This is a genomic window from Variovorax atrisoli 110B, assembly GCF_000382045.1.
GTDB classification, from domain to species: domain Bacteria; phylum Pseudomonadota; class Gammaproteobacteria; order Burkholderiales; family Burkholderiaceae_C; genus Variovorax; species Variovorax atrisoli.
On the sequence record NZ_KB907459.1, the window covers coordinates 79,335 to 102,442 of the forward strand.

Below are 23,108 nucleotides of genomic sequence, written 5' to 3' on the forward strand. Positions count from 1 at the left end.
CCGTGCGCCGTACTGATGTTCATGTGAGGGGCGCCCACTGCGGGCAAAATGCCCCGATGGACACGTCCAAGCGCGAAATCGCCGCCGCAGCAGCCCGCCTCGTCGTGGAGGAGGGGCTCGAGTACGGCCCGGCCAAGCGCCGGGCATTGCGCGACCTGGGCCTCTCGACGCGCACTGCGCTGCCGAACAACGACGAGGTCGAGGCCGAGGTCCGCGAGTACATCGAACTCTTCTGCGCCGACACTCAGCCGCAGGAATTGCATGCATTGCGCATGCTCGCGCTCGAATGGATGGAGCGGATGGCCGTCTTCCGGCCCCATGTGGGTGGTGCCGTGTGGCACGGAACGGCGACGCGACTGTCGGATATTTACATCCAGTTGTTCTGTGATGATTCCAAATCGGCGGAGATAGCGCTGATCGATCATCACGTGGACTACGAGCCGCGCATGGTGACCGGCTTCCACGGCGAGCAGGTCGAGGCCCTGAGCGTGCATGCACCCAGCCGCCTGCTCGGGGAGGAGATCGGCGTGCACCTGCTGGTGTATGACCTCGACGACCTGCGCGGCGCCCTCAAGCCCGATGCCCAGGGGCGCGTGCCGCGCGGCGATCTGCCTGCATTGCGTCGACTGATTGAACGAGAAAAGGACAAGTGAATGACTTCTTCGCCCACCCGACGCGGCATGCTCTATGCCGGCGTGGCGGCCGCGGCTGCGGCCGCCGGGCTCGGCGGTGCCTGGTGGAAGGAGCGAAGCGCCGGCAGCGGTGCCGGCGGCAAGGAGCTGCTAGATGCGGCCTTCTGGGCGCAGAGCTTCGAGCGCCCGGAGGGCGGTGATCTCGTTCTGTCGAGCCTGCACGGCAAGCCGCTGCTGCTGAACTTCTGGGCGACGTGGTGTCCGCCCTGCGTCGAGGAAATGCCCATGATCGACGCCTTCTTTCGTCAAAATGGAGCGAATGGCTGGCAAGTGGTTGGATTGGCCATCGATCAGCCCAGCGCTGTCCGCAAGTTCCTGCAGCGCACGCCGGTCACCTATCCCACGGGCCTGGCCGGTCTGCAGGGTACCGAACTGGTCAAGAACCTCGGCAATACGGGCGGTGGGCTTCCCTTCACGCTGGTGCTGGATTCGGACGGATCGGTGGCTGCCCGTAAAATGGGCAAGCTCGAAGCGACCGACCTGGAGACTTGGCGGCGTGAACTGGTTCATGGTTAGAATCAGTTCCTTACGCTGGCGTTAGACGCCGAACGCCGAAAATCAACGATTTTCGAACAAGTTATATCCTGAAGACCGGCACAGCCGGCACTGGAGTCCCATGGATCTGCGCAAACTCAAGACACTGATCGATCTGGTGTCCGAATCGAATATTTCCGAACTGGAAATCACCGAAACCGAAGGCAAGGTTCGCATCGTCAAGGGCGGCGGCGCCGCCCCGGTGCAGTATGTGCAAACCCTGGCCGCGCCCCAGGCCGCTGCCGCAGCACCGGCCGCCGGCGCGGGCGCTGCAGCGGCTCCTGCCGCGGCGGCAGCACCGGCCGCCGAGGCCGCTCCTGCGGGCCACGCGGTGAAGTCGCCGATGGTCGGTACCTTCTACCGTTCGTCGAGCCCGGGCGCTGCGGCGTTCGTCGAGGTCGGCAGCAAGGTCAACGAGGGCGACACCCTCTGCATCATCGAGGCGATGAAGATCCTCAACGAAATCGAGGCCGACAAGTCCGGCACCATCACCCAGATCCTCGGCGAAAACGGCCAGGCGGTCGAATACGGACAGCCGCTGTTCATCATCGAGTAAGCATGTTCAAGAAGATCCTGGTTGCAAACCGGGGGGAGATCGCCCTCCGGATTCAGCGCGCCTGCAGCGAGCTCGGCATCAAGGCCGTGATGGTCTATTCCGAGGCCGACCGCGACGCCAAGTACATCAAGCTCGCCGAGGAAGCCGTCTGCATCGGGCCGGCCCCCTCCGCGCAGAGCTACCTCAACATGCCGGCGATCATCTCGGCGGCCGAGGTGACGGACGCCGAGGCGATCCACCCCGGCTACGGCTTCCTGAGCGAGAACGCCAACTTCGCCGAGCGCGTGGAGCAAAGCGGCTTCCAGTTCATCGGCCCGACGCCCGACAACATCCGCACCATGGGCGACAAGGTGTCGGCCAAGCAGGCGATGATCAAGGCCGGCGTGCCCTGCGTGCCCGGCTCGGAGGGTGAGCTCTCGGACGACGCCGCCACCAACAAGCGCATCGCGCGCGCCATCGGCTACCCCGTCATCATCAAGGCGGCCGGCGGCGGCGGTGGCCGCGGCATGCGCGTGGTGCACACCGAGGCGGCGCTGGTCAACGCGATCCAGATGACGAAGGCGGAAGCCCAGGCGGCCTTCAACAATCCGGCCGTGTACATGGAGAAGTTCCTCCAGAACCCGCGCCACATCGAGATCCAGGTGCTTGCCGACAAGCACAAGAACGCCGTCTATCTCGGCGAGCGCGACTGCTCCATGCAGCGCCGCCACCAGAAGGTGATCGAGGAATCGCCCGCGCCCGGCATTCCGCGCAAGCTGATCGAGAAGATCGGCGAACGCTGCGCCGCGGCCTGCAAGAAGATCGGCTATCGCGGCGCCGGCACCTTCGAGTTCCTCTACGAGAACGGCGAGTTCTACTTCATCGAGATGAACACGCGCGTGCAGGTGGAGCACCCGGTGACCGAGTTCACCACCGGCATCGACATCGTCAAGACGCAGATCATGGTCGCCGCCGGCGAGAAGCTGCCGTTCACGCAGCGCCAGATCCAGATGCACGGCCACGCGATCGAATGCCGCATCAACGCGGAAGACGCCTGGAAGTTCATTCCCTCGCCGGGCCGCATCACCATGTGGCACCCGCCGGGCGGCCCGGGCGTGCGCGTCGACTCGCATGCGTACACCAACTACTTCGTGCCACCGAACTACGACTCGATGATCGGCAAGATCATCGTCTACGGCGACACGCGCGAGCAGGCCATGGCCCGCATGCGCACGGCGCTGAACGAGACGGTGATCGAAGGCATCCAGACCAACATCCCGCTGCACCGCGAGCTGATGGTCGACGCCAAGTTCATGAGCGGGGGCACGAACATCCACTATCTGGAAGAGTGGCTCGCCGCGCACAAACGATGAACACCCCCCAGGCTCCGCGCACTTCGTGTCGCTTCGCCAACCCCCTCGCCGGGGGCAACACCGGAGGCCCGGCAAAGCCGGTTCCTCGGTGTTCCTTGTGAAGAAGGAGCTTGTCATGTTTGAACTGCGCCTCATGGCGCCCGAAGATCGGGTCGAGACGCTGTGCGAGGCACTCGATGCATTCGATGCATTGAGCGTGTCGGTGGAAGACGCCGACGCGCAGACCGACGCCGAGCAGGCGCTGTTCGGCGAGCCGGGCATGCCGCCGCCCAAGGAGGGCTGGCAGCGTTCGCGCGTGATCGCGCTCTTTCCCGACGAAGCCCAGGCGAAGGAAACTGCGTCCGTGCTTGCGCTGCAGGACTTCTTCGAAGGCTGCGAGGTGCTCGGCATCGCGACGGTGCCCGAGCAGGACTGGGTGCGGCTCACGCAAGCGCAGTTCGCACCCGTCGAAGTCACGCCCGAGTTCTGGATCGTGCCCACCTGGCACGAGCCGCCCGAGCAGGCGAAGCAGGTGATCCGGCTCGATCCGGGCCTGGCCTTCGGCACCGGTACGCATCCCACCACCCGCATGTGCCTGCGCTGGATCGCCACGCGAGGCGAGGGAACACTGGCTGGCAAGCGCGTGCTCGACTACGGTTGCGGCTCCGGCATCCTGGCGATCGGCGCCGCGAAGTTCGGTGCCACGGACATCGATGCGGTCGACATCGACGAGGCGGCGGTCTCCTCGACCGTGCTCAACGCCGAAGCCAACGGCGTGAAGCTCAAGGCCGGCCTGCCCGATGCGGCCAAGGGCGAGTACGACATCGTGCTGGCCAACATCCTGGCCACGCCGCTCAAGCTGCTCGCGCCGCTGCTGCGCGGCCATGTGAAGGCGGGCGGATCGCTCGTGATGGCCGGCATCCTCGAACGCCAGGCCGACGAACTGAAGGAAGCCTACGCGCCGTACGCGGCGCTCGAAGTCAGCGACAGCGAGGACGGCTGGATCCTCATGACCGCCCGCTGCTGAGCCGTCGCGCTGTGCGCGGCCGGTTTTCTGCGTGGCCTTGAGCCCCCGCGCGGCGAGGGCCCAACCCTACAATCGCCCGGTCATGAGTCTCGTCACGCGCTGCCCCGCCTGCACCACCACCTTCAAGGTGGTGCGCGACCAGCTTCGCATCTCGGACGGCTGGGTGCGCTGCGGTCGCTGCAGCAACGTGTTCGACGCGACGCTCGACCTGCACGAGACACCCGACGGCGTCGGCAGCACTGCCGCCGCGCCCGGTGCTTCGTCGGCGGCGCAGGGCAGTGGTTTCATGCCAGGGCTGGTCGAACGGCCTGCTTCGCAGCCGGCGCCTTCACCCGAACCCGCCGCGCCGCCGTCTTCTGCCGAGCCGGAGTCCCTGCCGCCGGAAGAGCCCGAGCCGGCAGAACCGGAGCAGCCCTTGTCGTCATCCGCCGAGGATGCGGACTTCTTCGACGACGAGCCCGAACACCAGCGCCAGCGCAAGGATTGGCTGACGGAAGATGAGCACCTGCTTCCGCCGGATGCCCTGGTCCTTGACCAGGTGCCGAAGACCGTTCCGCCGCCGGTTCAATCGCCGCCTGCTTCTCCGCTGCCCGCCTTCTCGCTGACGCTGCCGGAGCACGGCATCGCTGCCGACGAGCCATGGTCCGATCTCGACGCCACGCAGCCCGCCTGGAAGCCCCCGCCGAGTACGCTGCCGCCGTTTCCGAACATCGACCTGAATCTTGCGTCCCCGCCGCCTGCGTCGCCACCACCGGCGCCGCCGCTGCCGGTCACGCCGCGCGTCTTCAAGACGCGCGCATTCATCGAGCGAGCGAGCGATGAGGGCGATGCGGGAGGTGCGGCGGATGAACGCGAGCAGCTCGAGAAGGACCACGACCAGGTGCAGATGCAGAAGGCGCTGCGCCGCGCCCGCGCCAAGTCGGCCAAGATCGCAAGCGCCAAGGCTCGCGAGGAACGCGCTGCGGCGAAGGCTCCGGCCGTGGTCGTCCGCGAGGAAACCGAAACCGACACCGAAAGCCAAGCCGGCGAGCCCGATCCGGTGCTCTCGCCGATCTTCGAGCCGCCCCCTGGGCATCCCTTCGCGGAGGACGACGAGCCACTGGAGAACGCGCCGGGCTTCTGGCAGCGCAGGGGCGTTCGCGTGGTGCTGATCCTGCTGGTGGTCCTTGCTGCGCTGCTGCTCGTGCTGCAGATCGTTCGCCATGAACGCGACGGCATCGTCGCGCGCCAACCCAATCTGCGGCCCGCGGTCGCTGCGCTGTGCGAGTACACGGGCTGCGAACTCGGCGCGCTGCGCCAGATCGGCGACATCGTGATCGAAGGCGCGGCCTTCGCTCGCGAGAAGAGCGGCGGCAACGACTACCGCCTGAGTTTCACCTTGCGCAACGGCGCCACCGTGCCGCTTGCGATGCCGGCCATCGAGCTCTCGCTGCTCGATACGCAGGAGCGCGCCGTGGTGCGCCGCGTGCTGATGCCGGCCGACTTCGGCGCTCCGTCGGTGCTGCCTGCGCGCGCGGATCGCGCTGCCTCGCTGCCCCTGACCTTGTCGGCCTCCGAAGCAGCAGCGCTGCCGCCCGTCGCGGGTTATCGCGTCGAGGCTTTCTATCCCTGAGCGCGGCGCGTGCACGCGTCCCGCTCGCTTTCATCCACTCAACCACTCAACGGCTAACCATGGCAACTGTGATCTGCGGTTCCCTCGCATTCGACACCATCATGACTTTCGAGGGCCGGTTCGCCGACCAGATCCTTCCCGACCAGCTGCACATCCTGAATGTGTCGTTCCTCGTGCCCACGCTACGTCGCGACTTCGGCGGCTGCGCGGGCAACATCTCCTACAGCCTCAATGCGCTCGGCGGCACGGCGCTGCCGATGGCAACGCTCGGCAGCGACGGTGCCACCTACCTCGAGCGCATGCGCTCGCTGGGCATCAGCACGGAGTTCGTGCGGCAGCTCGACGACACCTTCACCGCGCAGGCGATGATCATGAGCGACGTCGACAACAACCAGATCACCGCCTTCCACCCCGGCGCGATGCAGCAGGCGCACATCACGAAGGTCGCCGCGCGAGAGGACATCAAGCTCGGCATCGTCGCCCCCGACGGACGCGAAGCGATGCTGCAGCACGCGGAGCAGTTCGCTGCGGCGGGCATCCCGTTCGTGTTCGATCCGGGCCAGGGCCTGCCGATGTTCGACGGCGAGGCGCTGCGCCACTTCGTCGATCTGGCGAGCTGGGTGGTGGTGAACGACTACGAAGGAAAGATGCTCTCGCAGCGCACCGGCTGGAGCCTGGCCGAGATATCGAAGCGCGTGCGCGGCCTCGTGGTCACGCTGGCGGCCGAGGGCTGCGAGATCTGGACCGACGGCGAGCGCGAGCATGTGCCGGGCGTGGTGGCCACCGAGGTGGTCGAGCCCACGGGCTGCGGCGACGCATGGCGCGGTGCGCTGCTCTTCGGCCTGGAAAAGGGCTGGCCGCTCGCGCAGTGCGCGGAACTGGGCAACAAGGTCGGCGCGATCAAGATCGCTCAGCGCGGCCCGCAGAACTACGAGATCGACCGCAAGGCGCTGAGCGTCTGATCTTCTTCCCGGAAGAGCGCCCGCAAGGGCGATAAAAAAGCCCGGCACCGTGAGGTGCCGGGCTTTTGCCTTCAAGGCCGCTGAGAAACTCAGGGCTTGCTGGCCGTGGGGAACGGCCATGCTGCCTGAGGATTCAGCGTCGTTTGCGCCGCAGGGGCAGGCGCTACGGCGGCAGCCTTGGCAGGGGCAGCGGCCTTGGGAGCCTTCTTCGCAGCAGGCTTCTTGGCAGCAGGCTTTTTCGCGGCTTTCTTGGCAGCAGCCTTTTTGGCAGGGGCCTTCTTGGCGGCAGCCTTCTTCGCAGGAGCCTTCTTGGCAGCGGCCTTTTTCGCCGGGGCCTTCTTGGCAGCAGCCTTCTTCGCAGGCGCCTTCTTCGCTACGGCCTTCTTGGCAGGAGCCTTCTTGGCAGCGGCCTTCTTCGCCGGTGCTGCCTTCTTCGCTGCTACCTTCTTTGCCGGAGCCTTCTTGGCAGCGACCTTCTTGGCCGGTGCCTTCTTGGCGGCTACCTTCTTGGCAGGAGCCTTCTTCGCGGCGACGGCCTTCTTGGCCGGGGCCTTCTTTGCAGCGGCTTTCTTAGCCGGAGCTTTCTTTGCAGTTGCCATTTCTATTTCTCCTTGATCAAGTTGAAAAATCAACCTATTGAAGCACTCCACGCACCTCGGGTGCCGTGAAGCGATTCATGGTGTTGGAATCTCTGCTCCAGCACCATGAACACCTGAGCCCTCGTCCATGTCGCGCTCTTCGGCGCGATCGGTGGCAAGGGCAATTCTTGAATTCATTAATTCTTTTCGAAAGATTCAATCCCAGGAGAGCGCGCCACCCGACTGGTATTCGATCACGCGGGTTTCGAAGAAATTGCGCTCTTTCTTCAGGTCAATCATTTCGCTCATCCACGGGAACGGATTTTCCTCGTTCGGGAAGAGCGTTTCGAGGCCGATCTGCTGCGCGCGCCGATTGGCGATGTAGCGCAGGTAGCCCTTGAACATGGAGGCGTTCATGCCGAGCACGCCACGAGGCATGGTGTCTTCGGCGTATCTGTATTCGAGCTCGACGGCACGCAGGAACAGCGCCTTGATCTCCGCCTTGAATTCCGCCGTCCAGAGGCCGGGGTTCTCGAGCTTGAGCTGGTTGATCAGGTCGATGCCGAAATTGCAGTGCATCGACTCGTCGCGCAGGATGTACTGGTACTGCTCGGCAGCGCCGGTCATCTTGTTCTGGCGACCCAGCGCGAGGATCTGCGTGAAGCCGACGTAGAAGAAGAGGCCTTCCATCAGGCAGGCGAACACGATGAGCGACTTGAGCAGCTTCTGGTCGGCCTCGGGCGTGCCGGTGTGGAAGTTGGGGTCGCTGATGGCGTCGATGAACGGGATCAGGAACTGGTCCTTCTCGCGGATCGACGGCACTTCGTTGTAGGCGTTGAAGATCTCGCTCTCGTCCAGGCCGAGCGATTCGACGATGTACTGGTACGCGTGCGTGTGGATCGCTTCCTCGAAGGCCTGGCGCAGCAGGAACTGGCGGCATTCGGGCGCCGTGATGTGGCGGTAGGTGCCCAGCACGATGTTGTTGGCGGCCAGCGAGTCGGCGGTCACGAAGAAGCCGAGGTTGCGCTTGACGATGCGGCGCTCGTCTTCGCTCAGGCCGTTCGGGTCTTTCCACAGCGCGATGTCGCGCGTCATGTTCACTTCCTGCGGCATCCAGTGGTTGGCGCAGGTGGCGAGGTACTTTTCCCACGCCCACTTGTACTTGAACGGCACCAGCTGGTTGACGTCGGTCTGGCCGTTGATGATGCGCTTGTCGGACGCCTTGACGCGCTGCGTGGATTGGGCGGCAACTGCGGGCGCTGCTGCTGCAGAAGCGGTGGTGGCAACCGGGCGCACCTGCGCGCCGTCATCGAGCGTGCTGAAGGTGCGCAGGGCGGGTTGCGCGATGGAAGACGAAGCCGGAGCGTCCACCGAACGGCCTGCGGGAGATCCGCCGGTCGATGCGTTGTGATGCTGCAAACCTTGTTGCATATCCTTTGGTAAGGAGGGCTTGACTTCTTCGTCCCAGGTCAACATAGAAAAATCCAATGCTCAAATTATCGGAGCAACGATGTGAGTTGCAAAGTGCTCGTTCACATCGCACGCCATTTATGTGGTTGTTATGTTGCTCGCATGCATCGCGCGATGTCAGTCAATGCCTTCATTGAATGAACGTCGCGCGATCTTGCATGCGCCTCACTGACTTGTCGTCGCGAGCATCGACGTGCTTATTGGCACGCTTCGCAGGTCGGATCGTCCACGCCGCAGAACGCGATGTCGGTGGCGGGAATCGCGCTCATCTGCGCCTTTGCGGCTGCTGCAGCGGCTTCGAGCGCGCTCATGCCGGAAGACGATTCGTTGCCCGACGACACGGCGTTGAGACGGCCCGACTGCACCGTCGACTTCTCGGCGTGCGTCGCGCTCTGCGTGCGCAGGTAGTAGGTCGTCTTCAGGCCGCGCAGCCATGCGAGCTTGTAGGTGTCGTCGAGCTTCTTGCCCGATGCGCCGGCCATGTAGATGTTCAGCGACTGCGCCTGGTCGATCCACTTCTGGCGGCGCGCGGCGGCTTCCACCAGCCACGTGGTCTCGATCTCGAACGCGGTGGCGTAGAGCGCCTTCACGTCCTGCGGCACGCGGTCGATGGGGCGCAGCGAGCCGTCGAAGTGCTTCAGGTCCATGACCATGACGTCGTCCCACAGGCCCAGGCGCTTGAGGTCGCGAACCAGGTAGTGGTTGATAACGGTGAACTCGCCCGACAGGTTCGACTTGACCGAGAGGTTGCCGAAGCAGGGCTCGATCGAGGCGTCCACGCCGATGATGTTCGAGATGGTCGCGGTCGGGGCGATGGCCACGCAGTTCGAGTTGCGCATGCCGTCGGCCTTGATCTTCGAGCGCAGCGCGTCCCAGTCGAGGGTGGCCGAGCGGTCGACCTCGACATAGCCGCCGCGTGCCTTCTCGAGCAGGTCCAGCGAGTCGATCGGCAGGATGCCCTTGTCCCACAGCGAGCCCTTGTAGCTCGAGTACTTGCCGCGCTCCTTGGCGAGCTCGGTCGAGGCCCAGTAGGCGTGGTAGCAGATGGCTTCCATCGACTCGTCGGCGAACTGCACGGCTTCCTGCGAGGCGTAGGGAATGCGCAGTTCGTACAGCGCGTCCTGGAAGCCCATCAGGCCCAGGCCGACCGGACGGTGGCGCAGGTTCGAGTCGCGCGCCTTCTTCACGGCGTAGTAGTTGATGTCGATCACGTTGTCGAGCATGCGCATCGCGGTCGACACGGTCTTCTTCAGCTTCTCCTGGTCGACCTTGCCGTCCTTCAGGTGCTGCAGCAGGTTCACGGAACCCAGGTTGCACACGGCGGTTTCGGTGTCGCTGGTGTTCAGCGTGATCTCGGTGCACAGGTTCGACGAGTGAACCACGCCGGCGTGCTGCTGCGGCGAACGCACGTTGCAGGCGTCCTTGAACGTGATCCAGGGGTGGCCGGTCTCGAACAGCATCGTGAGCATCTTGCGCCACAGGTCGGTCGCCTGGACGGTGCGGCTCGGCTTGATCTCGCCGCGGGCGGCCTTCTCTTCGTAGGCGACGTAGGCCTTCTCGAAGTCGGCGCCGAACAGGTCGTGCAGGTCGGGCACGTTGGAGGGCGAGAACAGCGTCCAGGTGCCCTTTTCCATCACGCGGCGCATGAACAGGTCGGGGATCCAGTTGGCCGTGTTCATGTCGTGCGTGCGGCGGCGGTCGTCGCCGGTGTTCTTGCGCAGTTCCAGGAACTCCTCGATGTCGAGGTGCCAGGTTTCGAGGTACGTGCAGACGGCGCCCTTGCGCTTGCCGCCCTGGTTCACGGCCACGGCCGTGTCGTTCACCACCTTCAGGAAGGGCACCACGCCCTGCGATTCGCCGTTCGTGCCCTTGATGTGGCTGCCGAGCGCGCGCACGCGGGTCCAGTCGTTGCCCAGGCCGCCGGCGAACTTCGACAGCAGCGCGTTCTCCTTGATCGACTCGTAGATGCCGTCCAGGTCATCGGGCACGGTGGTCAGGTAGCAGCTCGACAGCTGCGAGCGCAGCGTGCCGGCGTTGAACAGGGTGGGCGTGCTCGACATGAAGTCGAACGACGACAGCACCTCGTAGAACTCGATGGCGCGCGCTTCGCGGTCGATCTCATTGAGCGACAGGCCCATGGCCACGCGCATGAAGAAAGCCTGCGGCAGCTCGATGCGGGTCTTGCGCACGTGCAGGAAGTAGCGGTCGTACAGGGTCTGCAGGCCGAGGTAGTCGAACTGGTTGTCGCGCTCGGGCTTCAGGGCCGCGCCCAGGCGGGGCAGGTCGTACTGCAGCAGCTTCTCGTCGAGCAGGTCGTTGTCCACGCCCTTCTTGATGAACTGCGGGAAGTAGTCGGCGTAGGCGGTTGCGCGTTCGGCGGGCAGCACTTCGCGGCCGATGATCTCCTTGAAGATCGTGTGCAGCAGCAGGCGCGCGGTGGCGAAGGTGTAGTCAGGGTCCTTCTCGATCAGCGTGCGGGCCGCCAGGATCGATGCCTTGTAGACCTCGTCGAGCGGCACGCCGTCGTACAGGTTGCGCATCGTCTCGGCGACGATCGGCGCGGCGGTGATGCTCTCGCCCAGGCCTTCGCAGGCCGATTCGATCAGGCTCTTGAGCTCGTTCACGTCGAGCGCGACCAGCTCGCCCTTGTCCAGCACGTGCAGCGCGGGCGTGGCCGGCGCGGTCTGCTCGCCCTGCTTGGAGCGTTCCTGCGTGCGGCGCTCGCGATACAGCACGTAGGCGCGGGCGATCTCATGGTGGCCGCCGCGCATCAGGCCGAGCTCGACCTGGTCCTGCACGTCCTCGATGTGGAAGGTGCCGCCGCCCGGACGCGAACGCACCAGCGCGCGGATCACGCCCTGCGTGAGCGTGTCGACCGTCTCGCGCACGCTGGCCGAAGCCGCGCCCTGCGTGCCGTGAACGGCCAGGAAGGCCTTCATCATCGCGATGGCGATCTTGTTCGGCTCGAAGGGCACCACCGCGCCGTTGCGGCGGATGATCTGGTAGTGGGCCAGGTTCTGGCTGGTGGGGGAGCCGGCAGTGTCTCGCTGCGGCTGCGACGGCGTGGAGGGGATTGCACGCGGGGTCGATTGGGGATTCAGGGCTGTTTGCATTCGCTTCCTCTCGGTTGGCAATTCTTGTTGGATGGCGACGCCTGGCCCGGCGCCGCACCGGTGTACGGGACCGGACGGAAGACACTATATCTAGGGTGCAGGGGGCATACAACCCACTAGATGTAGCGTTTTCGAAAGGATACAAGGATTTCCGGTACTACTTCCGACATAGGACACCTGCGAAGATGCCCCATGAATACTGGCCTATGGTCCCGCAACCCGCATGCGCTGTGGCTTGCAGGCCGATTTGGGCTTGCAGGGCGCATGGTTGCTGCATTGCGCCCTTCGGATTTTCTCTTCGCTGCAGCGCGGTGGCGGTGCATCGCGAGGCGCCGCGCGATTGAAAAAAATTAGCGCCCGACGACCTGCTCAGGAAACATCTGTGGCTTCCAGCCGAGTTGTTCGCGCAGAAGGCGCCAGTCGAAACCGGCGCCCGGGTCTTGCTTGCGGCCCGGCGCGATGTGCTCGTGGCCGGCGATGTACGCCACCGGAAAATGCTGCGCGATGGCGGCGCACAGGCTCGCGAGCGTCTCGTATTGCGGCTCCTCGAAATGCTGGCCTTCGAGGCCCTCGAGTTCGATGCCGATGGAGTCGTCATTGCAGTTGCCGCGGCCGCGCCACGTCGACACGCCCGCATGCCAGGCGCGGTCGTCGCAGCTCACGAACTGCCAGAGCTCGCCGTTGCGCCGCACGTAGAAGTGCGAGGAGACCTCCAGCCCGCGGATCGACTGGAAGTAGGGGTGTGCGTCCCAGTCGAGCCGGTTGGTGAAGAGCCGCTGCACCGCGTCGCCGCCGTACTCGCCGGGCGGCAGGCTGATCGAGTGCAGCACGATGAGGTCGATCTGCGCGCCCTGCGGCCTGGGCCCGAAATTGGGCGAGGGCAGCGCCTTCGCGAAGCGGTACCAGCCGGCCTGCCAGAGTGCGTCGCCGGACTCGGCCGCGCGCGCTTCTTCTTCAGTCGTCGGCATGGCTGCTGCTCGCGCCGTCGTCGCCGTTGGGCGTGGTGATGCCCAGCCGCGCGATGCGATAGCGGATCTGGCGCAGGCTCATGCCCAGCCGGGCGGCGGCGGCGGTGCGGTTGAAGCCGCTCTCGTGCAGCGCGCGCACGAGGATCTCGCGCTCCTGCTGGTCGAGGTAGGCCTGAAGGTCGGAGGGCAGCGGCGGGGGCGCGGGCCGGGAGGAGGCCGCCACCGGCGCGGCGGGCGCCGGGGCCGGAGCGGCCGCCGCGTCGCCGCCCAGGGGCGACAGCGGCGCGGGCGCGGAAGATGCCGCCGCTTCGGCCGCGGCCGTGAAGCCGCCCATCAGGTCGAGGTGCAGTTCGTCGCCGTCGTTCAGCGCGACTGCGCGGTGCAGCAGGTTCTCGAGCTCGCGCACGTTGCCGTTCAGCGGATGCTGTGCGAGGCGGCGCAGCAACTCGTCCGACAGGTGAGGCACCGGCAGCCCGCCGTCCTGCGCGATGCGCGAGAGCAGCGCGTTGCACAGCGCGGGCAGGTCCTCGCGGCGGTCGCGCAGCGCAGGCACCGCGATCTCGATCACGTTGAGGCGGTAGAAAAGGTCTTGCCGGAAGCGGCCGGCCTGCACTTCGGCGTGCAGGTCTTTATGAGTGGCGCTCACGATGCGCACGTCGACGGCATCTTCCTGCGTCGAGCCGATCGAGCGCACGCTGCGCTCCTGGATCGCGCGCAGCAGCTTCGACTGCATGGCCAGCGGCAGGTCGCCGATCTCGTCGAGGAACAGCGTGCCGCCGCGCGCTGCCTGGAAGTAGCCGTCGCGGTCCTGCGACGAGCCGGTGTACGAGCCCTTCTTCGCACCGAAGAACTCGGCCTCGAGCAGGTTCTCGGGAATCGCGCCGCAGTTCACCGCGACGAAGGGGCCTTCGCTGCGCTGGCTGCAGGCATGCACCGCGCGCGCAACCAGTTCCTTGCCGGTGCCCGACTCGCCGCGTACCAGCACCGGCGCCATGCCGCGCGCCACCTTGGCGATGCGCGACTTGACCAGCCGCATCGGCTCCGATTCGCCCACGAGGCGGTCGAGCGCGGCGATGCCGGTGCCGGAGGCGACCGGTGCCGCCTCGCCAGCCGCATTGCCGGCACTGGAGGGCGCCGCCTGCGCGGGCTTGGCCACCGGCTGCGGTGCCGTCCGCGCCTGCACGGCGGAGGCCACGACCGCGCGGAACTGCTTGAGGTCGACCGGCTTCGTGAGGTAGTCGAAGGCGCCGGCCTTCAGCGCCTCGACCGCGTTCTCGGCCGAGCCGTAGGCGGTCATCACCACGCAGCGCTCGCTGCGCTGGTCTTTCTGGATGCGGTGGATGATCTCCATGCCTTGCCCATCGGGCAGCCGCATGTCGGTGATTACCGCGTCGAAGCGCCCGGCCTCCAGGTGCTGCCAGGCTTCCGAGACGCTGCCTGCCGCCTCCACGCGATAGCCCTCGCGCAGCAGCGTCAGTTCGTACAGCGTGCGCAGGTCCGGCTCGTCGTCGATGACCAGGATCTGCGCCGGCCGCTGGGTGGAAGAAGAGGGGGAGTTGCTCACGGGCGCTATTGTGTCAGCCGGTTTTCGCTGGGGGCAAAGCTGACGAAGAATTCGTTGCCCTCGGGCCCGCCCGGCACCAGCGCGCGGCGCTCGTAGCCGATGGTGGCGCCGTGCCGCCGGCACAGTTCGCGGCACAGGAAGAGACCCAGCCCGCTGGAGCGGCTTTCCGAAGAGAAGAAAGGCTCGAACAGGTGCCGCTGCACCGCGGGCTCGAGCGGCGCGCCGTCGCTCCATACCATCAGGCTCGGCCTGGCGACGCCGCCTCGCTGCATCGCGGTCAGCACCTGGATCGCGCCTTCACGCGTGCTGGCGTAGCGCGATGCGTTGTCCAGCAGGTTCACGATCAGGCGGCGCAGGTGCTCGGCGTCGAAGCGCACCTCGCTCGCGGGCGCATCGAGCGACACCAGCACGCCCTTGCGCTGCGTCTGGCGCACCCATTCCTCGGCCAGCACCTGCACGGCCGGGTCGAGCACCAGCTGCTCGCCCAGCGAGAGCACGCGCTGCTGGCGCGCGCGGGAGACGTCGAGCACGTCGTCCACGATGCGCGCGAGGCGCTGCGCGTTGTGCTGCACCATGCTCGTGAGCTTGCGGTGTGCGGGGTCGGTCAGGTCTTCGTTGAGCAGCGCGCTGGCCTGCGTGATGGCGGCCAGCGGATTGCGGATCTCGTGCGCCACGGCCGCCGACATGCGGCCCATCGCCGCCAGCTTCTCGGTACGGATGCGGGCCTCGAGTTCGCGCAGGTCCTGCAGGAACATCACGCACAGGCTGTCGGCGCGCTTCTCGCTGGCGGGCGTGAGCCGCGTGCGCACGCGCACCTCGCGCGCTGCGCCTCGCGCCTGCGCCACCGGAATCTCCTCGGCCTGCGGCGCCCGCCGCGCGAAGGTCTGGCGCGCCAGCGCGGCCAGCGCGTGCCAGGCGGGCTGGGCATGCAGCGGGAAGGGCAGCGTCAGCTTGGCCAGGCCCTGGCCAAGGATCGCGTCGGCCGCGGGATTCGCCGCGTGCACCAGGCCCTCGGCGTCGATCACCAGCACGCCTTCGCTCAGCGTCTCGATCACGAGGTCGTTGACCTGCGCCTGCATCCGCGCGCTGCTGCGATTGCGCTGCGCCACCGCTTCCTCGCGCGCCAGCCGGCGGGCCATCTCGTGGGCAAGCAGCGCCACCACGAAGAAGCCCGTGCCGGTGAGCGCCGCCTGCACGAATCGCGACGACGAATCGCCCGGCTGCTGCAGCCAGTGCCAGCCCGCGTCGCCCAGCAGAAGCAGCGTGACGGAGGCGGTGGTTCCGAGGCTCACGATCATGGTGCCCAGCACCGCGCTCATCAGCACCGGCAGCGCGAACAGCGGCGTGTAGTTGACGTTGCCGCCCTGCAGCACCTGCAAGGCGGTGAAGGCCGCCAGGTCGATGCCGATGGTCAGCAGCCACAGTGGCGTGAAGCCGCGGATCGGCGGCTGGAAGGCGGTGTAGCGCATGCCCAGCCAGGCCGCGACGAGGTAGATCGCCGAGATCGCGATGGCCGCTGCCTGCATGTTCTGCCCGATCGCGAAGGACACGGCCTGCAGCAGCACCAGCACCAGGGCGACGAAGCAGCGCGCTCCCATGAAGCCGCGCCAGAGGCGGCCCAGTGCCGAACTCTCGGCCGGGCCCTGGTCGAGCACGTCCCAGTCGGTGACCGGCTCGCCGCGCGACCAGAGGGGCGTGCTCATTGCCGGGTGGCGGCCTCGCGGTGCGCGGTGCTGCAGTAGACCGCGCCGCCGGGACCGGCGATGGCTTCGGTGGCCGGCAGGTGCAGGCCGCAATGGGCGCAGCGCACCATCGCCTGCGGCGGTCCGGACGGCGCGGGCGTGCGTTGCGCCTTGGCTGCGCGCTCGCGCATGGCGTCCTGCATTTCTTCGCGCCGGTTCTTGCGCCAGAGCCAGATCGCGACCCAGAGCACCGCGAGGACGAGGAGGTATTTCATTTCAGACGGGAGGGCGCGCGAGAACCACTTCGAGCACGAAGCGCGAACCGACGTAGGCGAGCAGCAGCAGCGCCGAGCCGGCATACAGCACGCGCCGCGCGGTGCGCCCGCGCCAGCCGAAGCGGGCCCGGCCGATCAGCAGGATCGCGAAACTGATCCAGGCGAGCACCGAGAAGATGGTCTTGTGGTCCCACTTCCAGGCGCGGCCGGCCAGCCCGTACAGCTGCTCGCTGAAGAGCAGGCCGGCCAGCAGCGTGGCCGAGAGCAGCACGAAGCCGGCGGTGACGAAGCGGAAGGTGAGCCGCTCAAGCGTGAGCAGCGGCACGCCGCCCTGCGGCTCCACGGCCGCGGCCAGGCGGATCTGCTTTTCGGCGCGGGTGATCAGCCAGGCATGTACCACGGCGGCGCCGAACAGGCCGTAGGAGGCGATGCCCAGCGCCAGGTGCAGCGGCAGCCACGGCGATGCCGTGACGTGCAGCGGCGTGCCGGGAAACAGGATGGCCAGCAGCACGGCGGCCGCGCCCAGCCAGGCGAGTGCGCGCCGCACCTTCAGCTGGGGATACATGCGGCTTTCGACGGCGTAGACGGTCAGCACCAGCCACGCCGTGACCGACAGCGCCGGCGCGAAACCGAAGCGCGGCTCGCTGCCGACGAGACCATGGGCGAGAGCGGCGGCATGCAGCAGCCATGCGATCCCGAGCGTCCATTGGGTCGACTGGCGGCTGAATCTGGCGCCGGCGGCGGCGACAAAACCGTAGGCAACCGCGGTGGCGATGCCCAGAGCCACGCCGAGCGGGGAGGGGATCGCTAAAATCATCGGCCGGAGTTTAGCGTCTCGCTATTGCGTTCCCGGCGCCCGGCTTCAAGTTCTTTCCCGTCTCCCAGGCTTCTCACCCGGCCCGCGCCATAGCGGGCAGCAAGGCATCCCCCTCATGGCCACCGCCCTCACAGAAAAGTTCTCCCGCCTCGTCAAGACGATGAGCGGCCAGGCCCGCATCACCGAAAGCAACGTGCAGGACATGCTGCGCGAGGTGCGCATGGCGCTGCTGGAAGCCGACGTGGCCCTGCCCGTGGTGCGCGATTTCGTCGCCCGCGTGAAGGAAAAGGCCCTTGGCCAGGAAGTGCTGGGCTCGCTCAAGCCGGGTCAGGCGCTGGTGGGCATCGTCAACCGCGAACTCGCCGCCACCATGGGCGAGGGCGTGTCCGACATCAACCTCGCGGCCCAGCCGCCGGCCGTGATCCTCATGGCCGGCCTGCAGGGCGCCGGCAAGACCACCACCACCGCCAAGCTCGCCAAGCACCTGATCGAGAAGCGCAAGAAGAAGGTGCTCACCGTGTCGGGCGACGTCTACCGTCCCGCCGCCATCGAGCAGCTCAAGACCGTCACCAGGCAGGCGGGCGCCGAATGGTTCCCCAGCACGCCCGACCAGAAGCCGCTGGACATCGCGCGCGCCGCGCTCGACCACGCCCGACGCCACTATTTCGACGTGCTGCTGGTCGACACGGCCGGCCGCCTCGCCATCGACGAAGTTCTGATGGCCGAGATCAAGCAGCTGCATGCTGCGCTCGACCCGGTCGAAACGCTCTTCGTGGTCGATGCCATGCAGGGCCAGGACGCGATCAACACCGCCAAGGCCTTCAAGGAAGCGCTGCCGCTCACCGGCATCATCCTGACCAAGACCGACGGCGATTCGCGCGGCGGCGCTGCGCTGTCGGTGCGCCAGGTGACGGGTGTGCCGATCAAGTTCGCTGGCGTGAGCGAGAAGATCGACGGCCTCGAAGTGTTCGACGCCGAGCGCCATGCAGGCCGCATCCTGGGCATGGGCGACATCGTCGCGCTGGTCGAGCAGGTCACGGCCGGCGTCGACGTGGCGGCGGCGCAGAAGCTCGCGGCCAAGGTCAAGAGCGGCGCGGGCTTCGACCTCAACGACTTCCTCGGCCAGCTGCAGCAGATGAAGCAGATGGGCGGCCTATCCAGCCTGATGGACAAGCTGCCCACGCAGATGGCCGCCAAGGCCAGCGAGGCCGACCTGAGCCGCGCCGAGCGCGACATCCGCCGCAAGGAAGGCATCATCAACAGCATGACGCCGCTGGAGCGCCGCAAGCCCGAACTGCTGAAGGCCACGCGCAAACGCCGCATCGCCGCGGGCGCTGGCGTCCAGGTCCAGGAAGTGAACCGCCTGCTCAACGAGTTCGAGCAGATGCAGGGCATGATGAAGAAGATGAAGGGCGGCGGCCTCATGAAGATGATGAAGCGCATGGGCGGCATGAAGGGCCTCGGCGGAATGGGCGGCCCCGGTGGGCCGAAGCTGCCGTTCTGAGCGCACGCCGCACGCGCACATATATATGAGAAGGCCCGCCGGGGTGAACCGGCGGGCCTTCTGCTTTTCAGGTCCGCGCTTCCTTCAGGTCTGCACTTCGTAGACCGTCTCGTGCGCCTCCACCGGCGTTGGCAGTTCCCAGCGATGCAGCATGCGCTCGATGCCCGCGTTCGACAGCGTGGTGTCGCGCTCGCGGTTGCGGCGCATCAGCTCCGGGTGGGGCACTTCCAGATACACCAATTCGATGTGCGCGTGGTAGGCCCACAGCAGGTCCAGCGTCTTGGTGCGCATCTGCTGGCTCAGGTGCGTGGCGTTCCAGACGAAGCGCTCCTGCCTGCGCAGCAGCGCCTTCGCCTGGTCGACCGCGTGGTGCGCGGCGAGGCCGTCGTTCTCGCCGTGCTTCAGGCCGAGCTCGGCGCGCGCATCGTCGAAGGACACCACCGGCCAGCCCTTTCGATGCTGCGCCACCCAGTGGTTCTTGCCGCTGGCGGGCAGCCCGCACATCACCGTCACCTGCGATCCGGCGTTCTGGAACAGCGGGTAGTCGGGGCTGGTGTCGGCGCCGCGGAAGTAGGCCAGGCGCGTGTGGGCGTCTGCCATCTTCCGCGGGCCGTCCCAGCAGCCTTCCTCCTGTGCCAGCTGCTCGAAGAGCGCGATGTCGGCCATGCTGTCCGCGCGCTTCTCGTAGTGGCGCCCGAGCATGTCGCAGCGCGCCACGCAGCACAGGTCGGGCAGGCTCAGCTCCCACGAGAGCCTGTGCGCGAGCCACTCGGGCCGCACGCCCTTGCGCGAGGCGAAGGCATGGAACGGCACCTGGTGCACCGCGATGATCCGGCACACCGCCTCGCGCAGCGCGAAAGGTACGCGGGCCTTCCACATCAGCACGCGCACGTCGACCGCGCCCCGGCGCGAGTGGCCCGGCTGGCCGATGCGGCCGCTGGCCTCGTCGATCACCGTGGTGTCGGGCTTGGCGATGTCGTGCAGCAGGCAGGCCATGAACAGCACGAAGCGGCGGTCGGCGTCGGCACGGCGGTAGTGTTCGTCCTGCATCAGCGCGTCGAGCACCATGCGGGTGTGGATGCCGACGTTGCCTTCGGCGTGGTAGTACGGGTCCTGAGGCGTCTCCTCGAGGCGCAGCAGGGCCGGCAGCAGTTCGCAGCATTGCGTCCAGTCGACGCCCTTGCCGGGCTCGGGCACCAGGGCGCGGAGATCGTCGAAGTTCATCGCTTCCTCCCTGCGGCGGTCAGCTCGGCCGGGTCGCGCAATGTGCGCAGGCCCAGGTCCTGCCAGGTCAGCTGCGGCGTCGGCGCATAGAGATCCACGCCCGGCGCCAGCTGGTTGGGCAGTACCGGACGGCGACTGTGGTGCGAGCCCGAGTCGAGGATGGTCTGGACGAAATCCGGGCGCACCCACTTGTAGCGGCCTGTCACCTGGCCATCGGACTCGGTCTTGAGGTACAGGCCCTCGGCGAGGTCGGACAGGTCGGTTTGCTGCCGCACGAGTTCGAGCGGCTGGCCTTCTTGCGCCACGGCGGCTTCGAAGGCGGGCTTCCAGTCTGAGCTGCGCGCCAGCGAGGGCCGCACCAGCGTCTGCAATGCCTTCGCGCTGCGCGGCATCTCGCCTTCGTAGAGCACGGGCACCGGCAGCACCGGGCCGCCTTCGAGCAGCGCATGCCGTGCCGGCGTCGACAGGAAGCTCTGCGACTGCCGGTCGTAGATGTCGAACTCCAGGAAGAAGGCGGGCAGCCGGTCGTACCAGCAGCTGTGCTTGGCGAAGCACCACTCGCCGTACATCACGTAGCGGTCTTCGAGCCGCTCCAGCAGCGTCGCTTCATGGGCGGCAGCCCAGTGCTTGAACAGGTTGAACTGGCGCTCGCCAGCGCCGCCCGCGAGGTAATGGCCGCGAGACTGCAGCAGCAACTCGCCTGCTGGCGTGAACGACACGGCCGCATTGGCGCCATCGAGCTTTTCCTCGATGACGACATGCATGCCCTGCAGTTCGGACAACGGCGTCTGGCCGTCGTCGCTGTCGCCGGCCTGCAGCCGGGAGCCTTCCAGGTGCGCAGTACGCGGGTACTTGAGCAGCGGGATCGATGAAAGAGAAGAAGAGAGAGGAAACACGTTTGTTCTCCGGATGGAACCAGGAAGAACCGACAACGTGCGGGAGCGAAGCTGGAGAGCTGGGGAACGGATTGCGGTCAGCGGAAAGCGCAGCTTGGCGCCCGACATGACCGGCAATGAAGCGGCGTTGTCGGCGTCAGAGGGTGATGACGGCGAGACGGGGCACTTGGCGCTCCTGTGGATCGAAGGGATCCGTGGGTGGATGAAAAGAAGTCGGCGATTCTAGCCACGCGCCATAAAAAAAGCCGGCCCAGGGGCCGGCTTTTCGAGGCGGTGTGTCTTCAGCGCATCAGGCGGTGGCCAGCGCTGCCGGGCGAGCCAGGCGCAGCGCGTGCATCCATGCGCGGCGCAGCACGGCCGGCGAGCGCGATTCCTCGGGAATCAGCAGATAGCCGCGGTCGCGCAGCGTGGTGCCCAGCGCGATCTGGCTGGTCAGCACGGTCAGCGGGATCGCCAGCAGCAGCGGCAGGCCGACGGGCATGAGCCACACCAGCGCGCTCGGGTCGATCATGGCGACGCCAACGGCCAGCATCGCGATCACCAGCGTCATGGGAGCCAGCTGCGAGGCAGCGACCTTCCACGGCACGGCGGCGGCTTCACGCGGGGGCGACTTCCAGTCGAGCTTGATGCCGGTGAGGGCGACCAGCACGAAGAGCGAGTGAGCCAGCATGCGCACCGGTGCCTGAACGATGGCCAGGCCGGCTTCCATCACCGAGCTCTTCACCAGGCCCCAGAGGCCACCGTACTGGCGCTGCTCGCCGCGCATCAGTACGGCGGCGATGCCCAGCACGCGCGGCAGGAACAGCAGGCACAGGGTCCAGACCCACAGGCCGGCCAGTTCGGCGGGCAGCACGCTCCAGCTGGAGACCAGGCTCGAGCCGCTCAGCCACAGGGCCGTGCCCAGCGTCAGGAACGCGAGCCACAGCGGGGCCGAGACGTAGGCCATGGTGCCGGTCACGAACATCGCGCGGTGGACCGAGTGGATGCCGGGCTCTGCCATCAGGCGGGCGTTCTGCAGGTTGCCCTGGCACCAGCGGCGGTCGCGCTGGAGTTCGGCCAGCAGGTCCGGCGGTTGCTGTTCGTAGCTGCCGACGAGGTCGGACACCAGCCACACGTTGTAGCCGGCGCGGCGCATCAGAGCGGCCTCGACGAAGTCGTGCGACATGATGCCGCCCGACATGCCGCCGGTGCCCTTGATGGGAGCCAGCGCGCAGTGCTTCATGAAGGGCTCGACGCGGATGATCGCGTTGTGGCCCCAGTAGTGCGACTCGCCCAGTTGCCAGAACTGCATGCCCAGCGTGAACAGGCGGCCCGTGACGCGCGAGGCGAACTGCTGTGCGCGTGCGTGCAGGGTGACGTGGCCGATGGCCTGCGTCGCGGTCTGGATGATGCCGGCGGTGGGGTTGGCTTCCATCAGCTTGACCATCGAGGTCAGGCAGTCGCCGCTCATCACCGAGTCGGCGTCGAGCACGACCATGTAGCGGTAGTCCTTGCCCCAGCGGCGGCAGAAGTCGGCCACGTTGCCGGCCTTGCGGTGCGTGCGGCGGGTGCGCAGGCGGTAGTAGACCTCGACCTGCGGCTGGTTGGGGCTTTCGGCCAGCGCGGCGCGCAGGTCTTCCCAGGCGGCGCGCTCGGCGGCGGCGGTCTCGGGGTTGTAGCTGTCGGACAGCACGAACACGTCGAACTGCCTGGCGTGGCCGGTGACCGCCACCGATTCACAGGTGGCGCGCAGGCCGGCGAACACGGTGGCCACGTCCTCGTTGCAGATCGGCATGATGATCGCGGTGCGCGCCTCGGGGTTCATCGGGTGGTGGGCCACCTGCTTCGCCGAGAGGGAGTACTTGTCACCGCGCACGGAGACGTAGAAGCCCATGAGCGCCGTCACGAAGCCGGTCACGACCCAGCCCGAGAGCAGGCCGTACAGGCCGATCTGGCCGTATTCGAGCCAGAGGTTGTCGTAGTCGGGCTGCACGCTGGCGAAGAGCGAGGACGCGATCACGGTGCTCAGCAGCGTGAGCATCATGAAGGCGAAGCGGCGGCGGGCGGCGGCGCGCTGCCAGGGCTGCTTCGTTTCGTTGGCGGGGTGAGCGCCGGCTTCGGCGTCACGGCCTGCGCCGAGCTTGACCAGCGCTGCCGTGCCGAGGCTGTTCCAGAAGCCGCGCCACGGGCGGGGCGTCATCGAGCCGCGGTTGATCGGAGGTGCGGTGACCGAGTTGGGATGGCGTTCCTCGCGGACCGGGCTGCGGCGCGAGAAATCGGTGTCGGCCAGCACGTTCAGTTGGGAGAAGTCGTTCGGCTTCATG

At 67.1% G+C, this 23,108-nt stretch carries 19 protein-coding genes; 8 read left to right on the forward strand and 11 right to left on the reverse strand.

Annotation, left to right across the window (positions count from 1 at the left end):
* The first annotated feature begins 56 nt into the window (after positions 1-56).
* The 7 genes from G369_RS0125005 (at position 57) to G369_RS0125035 (ending at position 6,714) form a co-directional block, all read left to right on the forward strand.
* Entirely contained in the window at positions 57-653 is a 597-nt protein-coding gene (locus G369_RS0125005; protein ID WP_019656787.1) for a hypothetical protein, read from the forward strand.
* Complete coding sequence (locus G369_RS0125010) at positions 654-1,208, forward strand: TlpA family protein disulfide reductase (protein WP_019656788.1); 555 nt, start codon at positions 654-656, stop codon at positions 1,206-1,208. It abuts the gene before it with no gap.
* Between the two features lie 100 nt (positions 1,209-1,308).
* Positions 1,309-1,782 (forward strand): acetyl-CoA carboxylase biotin carboxyl carrier protein, encoded by a 474-nt coding sequence (gene accB, locus G369_RS0125015; protein WP_019656789.1) that lies wholly within the window; start codon positions 1,309-1,311, stop codon positions 1,780-1,782.
* A gap of 2 nt (positions 1,783-1,784) precedes the next feature.
* The gene (gene accC / locus G369_RS0125020) at positions 1,785-3,134 is read left to right on the forward strand and encodes an acetyl-CoA carboxylase biotin carboxylase subunit (RefSeq protein ID WP_019656790.1); all 1,350 of its coding nucleotides are present in this window, start codon (positions 1,785-1,787) and stop codon (positions 3,132-3,134) included.
* A 115-nt stretch (positions 3,135-3,249) separates the two neighbouring features.
* Positions 3,250-4,140, forward strand: a complete 891-nt coding sequence (gene prmA / locus G369_RS0125025; RefSeq protein ID WP_019656791.1) for a 50S ribosomal protein L11 methyltransferase — start codon at positions 3,250-3,252, stop codon at positions 4,138-4,140.
* Between the two features lie 82 nt (positions 4,141-4,222).
* A complete protein-coding gene (locus G369_RS0125030; protein WP_019656792.1) occupies positions 4,223-5,752 on the forward strand; it encodes a zinc-ribbon and DUF3426 domain-containing protein in 1,530 nt (509 codons plus the stop codon).
* A gap of 59 nt (positions 5,753-5,811) precedes the next feature.
* Complete coding sequence (locus tag G369_RS0125035) at positions 5,812-6,714, forward strand: carbohydrate kinase family protein (RefSeq protein ID WP_019656793.1); 903 nt, start codon at positions 5,812-5,814, stop codon at positions 6,712-6,714.
* A gap of 89 nt (positions 6,715-6,803) precedes the next feature.
* Here the strand turns inward: G369_RS0125035 and G369_RS0125040 are convergent, their stop codons facing one another.
* The 8 genes from G369_RS0125040 to G369_RS0125075 form a co-directional block, all read right to left on the reverse strand.
* Positions 6,804-7,313 carry a histone H1-like DNA-binding protein gene (locus tag G369_RS0125040; protein WP_019656794.1) on the reverse strand — a complete coding sequence of 170 codons (510 nt, stop codon included), beginning with the start codon at positions 7,311-7,313 and terminating at the stop codon, positions 6,804-6,806.
* A 195-nt stretch (positions 7,314-7,508) separates the two neighbouring features.
* On the reverse strand, positions 7,509-8,768 hold the full coding sequence (locus tag G369_RS0125045; RefSeq protein ID WP_019656795.1) for a ribonucleotide-diphosphate reductase subunit beta: 1,260 nt from the start codon (positions 8,766-8,768) through the stop codon (positions 7,509-7,511).
* Positions 8,769-8,959: 191 nt separating this feature from the next.
* The gene (locus G369_RS0125050; protein ID WP_019656796.1) at positions 8,960-11,875 is read right to left on the reverse strand and encodes a ribonucleoside-diphosphate reductase subunit alpha; all 2,916 of its coding nucleotides are present in this window, start codon (positions 11,873-11,875) and stop codon (positions 8,960-8,962) included.
* A gap of 350 nt (positions 11,876-12,225) precedes the next feature.
* Positions 12,226-12,843, reverse strand: a complete 618-nt coding sequence (gene ampD / locus G369_RS0125055) for a 1,6-anhydro-N-acetylmuramyl-L-alanine amidase AmpD (RefSeq protein WP_019656797.1) — start codon at positions 12,841-12,843, stop codon at positions 12,226-12,228.
* Positions 12,830-14,407 carry a sigma-54-dependent transcriptional regulator gene (locus G369_RS0125060; protein WP_019656798.1) on the reverse strand — a complete coding sequence of 526 codons (1,578 nt, stop codon included), beginning with the start codon at positions 14,405-14,407 and terminating at the stop codon, positions 12,830-12,832. Before G369_RS0125060 ends, ampD begins: the two co-directional genes overlap by 14 nt.
* A gap of 5 nt (positions 14,408-14,412) precedes the next feature.
* A complete protein-coding gene (locus tag G369_RS0125065) occupies positions 14,413-16,110 on the reverse strand; it encodes a two-component system sensor histidine kinase NtrB (RefSeq protein WP_019656799.1) in 1,698 nt (565 codons plus the stop codon).
* Positions 16,107-16,364, reverse strand: coding sequence for a PP0621 family protein (locus G369_RS0125070; protein ID WP_019656800.1), 258 nt, complete (start codon positions 16,362-16,364; stop codon positions 16,107-16,109). The genes G369_RS0125065 and G369_RS0125070 overlap by 4 nt, the downstream gene beginning before the upstream one ends.
* Before the next feature lies 1 nt (position 16,365).
* The gene (locus G369_RS0125075; protein ID WP_019656801.1) at positions 16,366-17,181 is read right to left on the reverse strand and encodes a cytochrome C assembly family protein; all 816 of its coding nucleotides are present in this window, start codon (positions 17,179-17,181) and stop codon (positions 16,366-16,368) included.
* A 115-nt stretch (positions 17,182-17,296) separates the two neighbouring features.
* Between G369_RS0125075 and ffh the strand changes: the two genes are divergently transcribed.
* Positions 17,297-18,685 (forward strand): signal recognition particle protein, encoded by a 1,389-nt coding sequence (gene ffh, locus G369_RS0125080; RefSeq protein ID WP_019656802.1) that lies wholly within the window; start codon positions 17,297-17,299, stop codon positions 18,683-18,685.
* Positions 18,686-18,769: 84 nt separating this feature from the next.
* Here the strand turns inward: ffh and G369_RS0125085 are convergent, their stop codons facing one another.
* The 3 genes from G369_RS0125085 to mdoH all read right to left on the reverse strand — a co-directional run bounded on the left by G369_RS0125085 (position 18,770) and on the right by mdoH (position 23,107).
* Entirely contained in the window at positions 18,770-19,909 is a 1,140-nt protein-coding gene (locus G369_RS0125085; RefSeq protein WP_019656803.1) for an AAA family ATPase, read from the reverse strand.
* Positions 19,906-20,805, reverse strand: coding sequence for an RNA ligase family protein (locus G369_RS0125090; RefSeq protein WP_019656804.1), 900 nt, complete (start codon positions 20,803-20,805; stop codon positions 19,906-19,908). Before G369_RS0125090 ends, G369_RS0125085 begins: the two co-directional genes overlap by 4 nt.
* Before the next feature lie 289 nt (positions 20,806-21,094).
* Complete coding sequence (gene mdoH / locus G369_RS0125095; protein WP_019656805.1) at positions 21,095-23,107, reverse strand: glucans biosynthesis glucosyltransferase MdoH; 2,013 nt, start codon at positions 23,105-23,107, stop codon at positions 21,095-21,097.
* Between the last annotated feature and the right edge of the window lies 1 nt (position 23,108).

Bases quoted from the DNA above. Each gene is read 5' to 3' on its own strand.
- accC (WP_019656790.1), top strand. From the start codon at position 1,785: ATGTTCAAGAAGATCCTGGTTGCAAACCGGGGGGAGATCGCCCTCCGG.
- G369_RS0125050 (WP_019656796.1), bottom strand. From the start codon at position 11,875: ATGCAAACAGCCCTGAATCCCCAATCGACCCCGCGTGCAATCCCCTCC.
- G369_RS0125045 (WP_019656795.1), bottom strand. From the start codon at position 8,768: ATGTTGACCTGGGACGAAGAAGTCAAGCCCTCCTTACCAAAGGATATG.
- ampD (WP_019656797.1), bottom strand. From the start codon at position 12,843: ATGCCGACGACTGAAGAAGAAGCGCGCGCGGCCGAGTCCGGCGACGCA.
- prmA (WP_019656791.1), top strand. From the start codon at position 3,250: ATGTTTGAACTGCGCCTCATGGCGCCCGAAGATCGGGTCGAGACGCTG.
- accB (WP_019656789.1), top strand. From the start codon at position 1,309: ATGGATCTGCGCAAACTCAAGACACTGATCGATCTGGTGTCCGAATCG.
- mdoH (WP_019656805.1), bottom strand. From the start codon at position 23,107: ATGAAGCCGAACGACTTCTCCCAACTGAACGTGCTGGCCGACACCGAT.
- G369_RS0125070 (WP_019656800.1), bottom strand. From the start codon at position 16,364: ATGAAATACCTCCTCGTCCTCGCGGTGCTCTGGGTCGCGATCTGGCTC.
- ffh (WP_019656802.1), top strand. From the start codon at position 17,297: ATGGCCACCGCCCTCACAGAAAAGTTCTCCCGCCTCGTCAAGACGATG.
- G369_RS0125005 (WP_019656787.1), top strand. From the start codon at position 57: ATGGACACGTCCAAGCGCGAAATCGCCGCCGCAGCAGCCCGCCTCGTC.
- G369_RS0125010 (WP_019656788.1), top strand. From the start codon at position 654: ATGACTTCTTCGCCCACCCGACGCGGCATGCTCTATGCCGGCGTGGCG.
- G369_RS0125035 (WP_019656793.1), top strand. From the start codon at position 5,812: ATGGCAACTGTGATCTGCGGTTCCCTCGCATTCGACACCATCATGACT.
- G369_RS0125075 (WP_019656801.1), bottom strand. From the start codon at position 17,181: ATGATTTTAGCGATCCCCTCCCCGCTCGGCGTGGCTCTGGGCATCGCC.
- G369_RS0125040 (WP_019656794.1), bottom strand. From the start codon at position 7,313: ATGGCAACTGCAAAGAAAGCTCCGGCTAAGAAAGCCGCTGCAAAGAAG.
- G369_RS0125065 (WP_019656799.1), bottom strand. From the start codon at position 16,110: ATGAGCACGCCCCTCTGGTCGCGCGGCGAGCCGGTCACCGACTGGGAC.
- G369_RS0125030 (WP_019656792.1), top strand. From the start codon at position 4,223: ATGAGTCTCGTCACGCGCTGCCCCGCCTGCACCACCACCTTCAAGGTG.
- G369_RS0125085 (WP_019656803.1), bottom strand. From the start codon at position 19,909: ATGAACTTCGACGATCTCCGCGCCCTGGTGCCCGAGCCCGGCAAGGGC.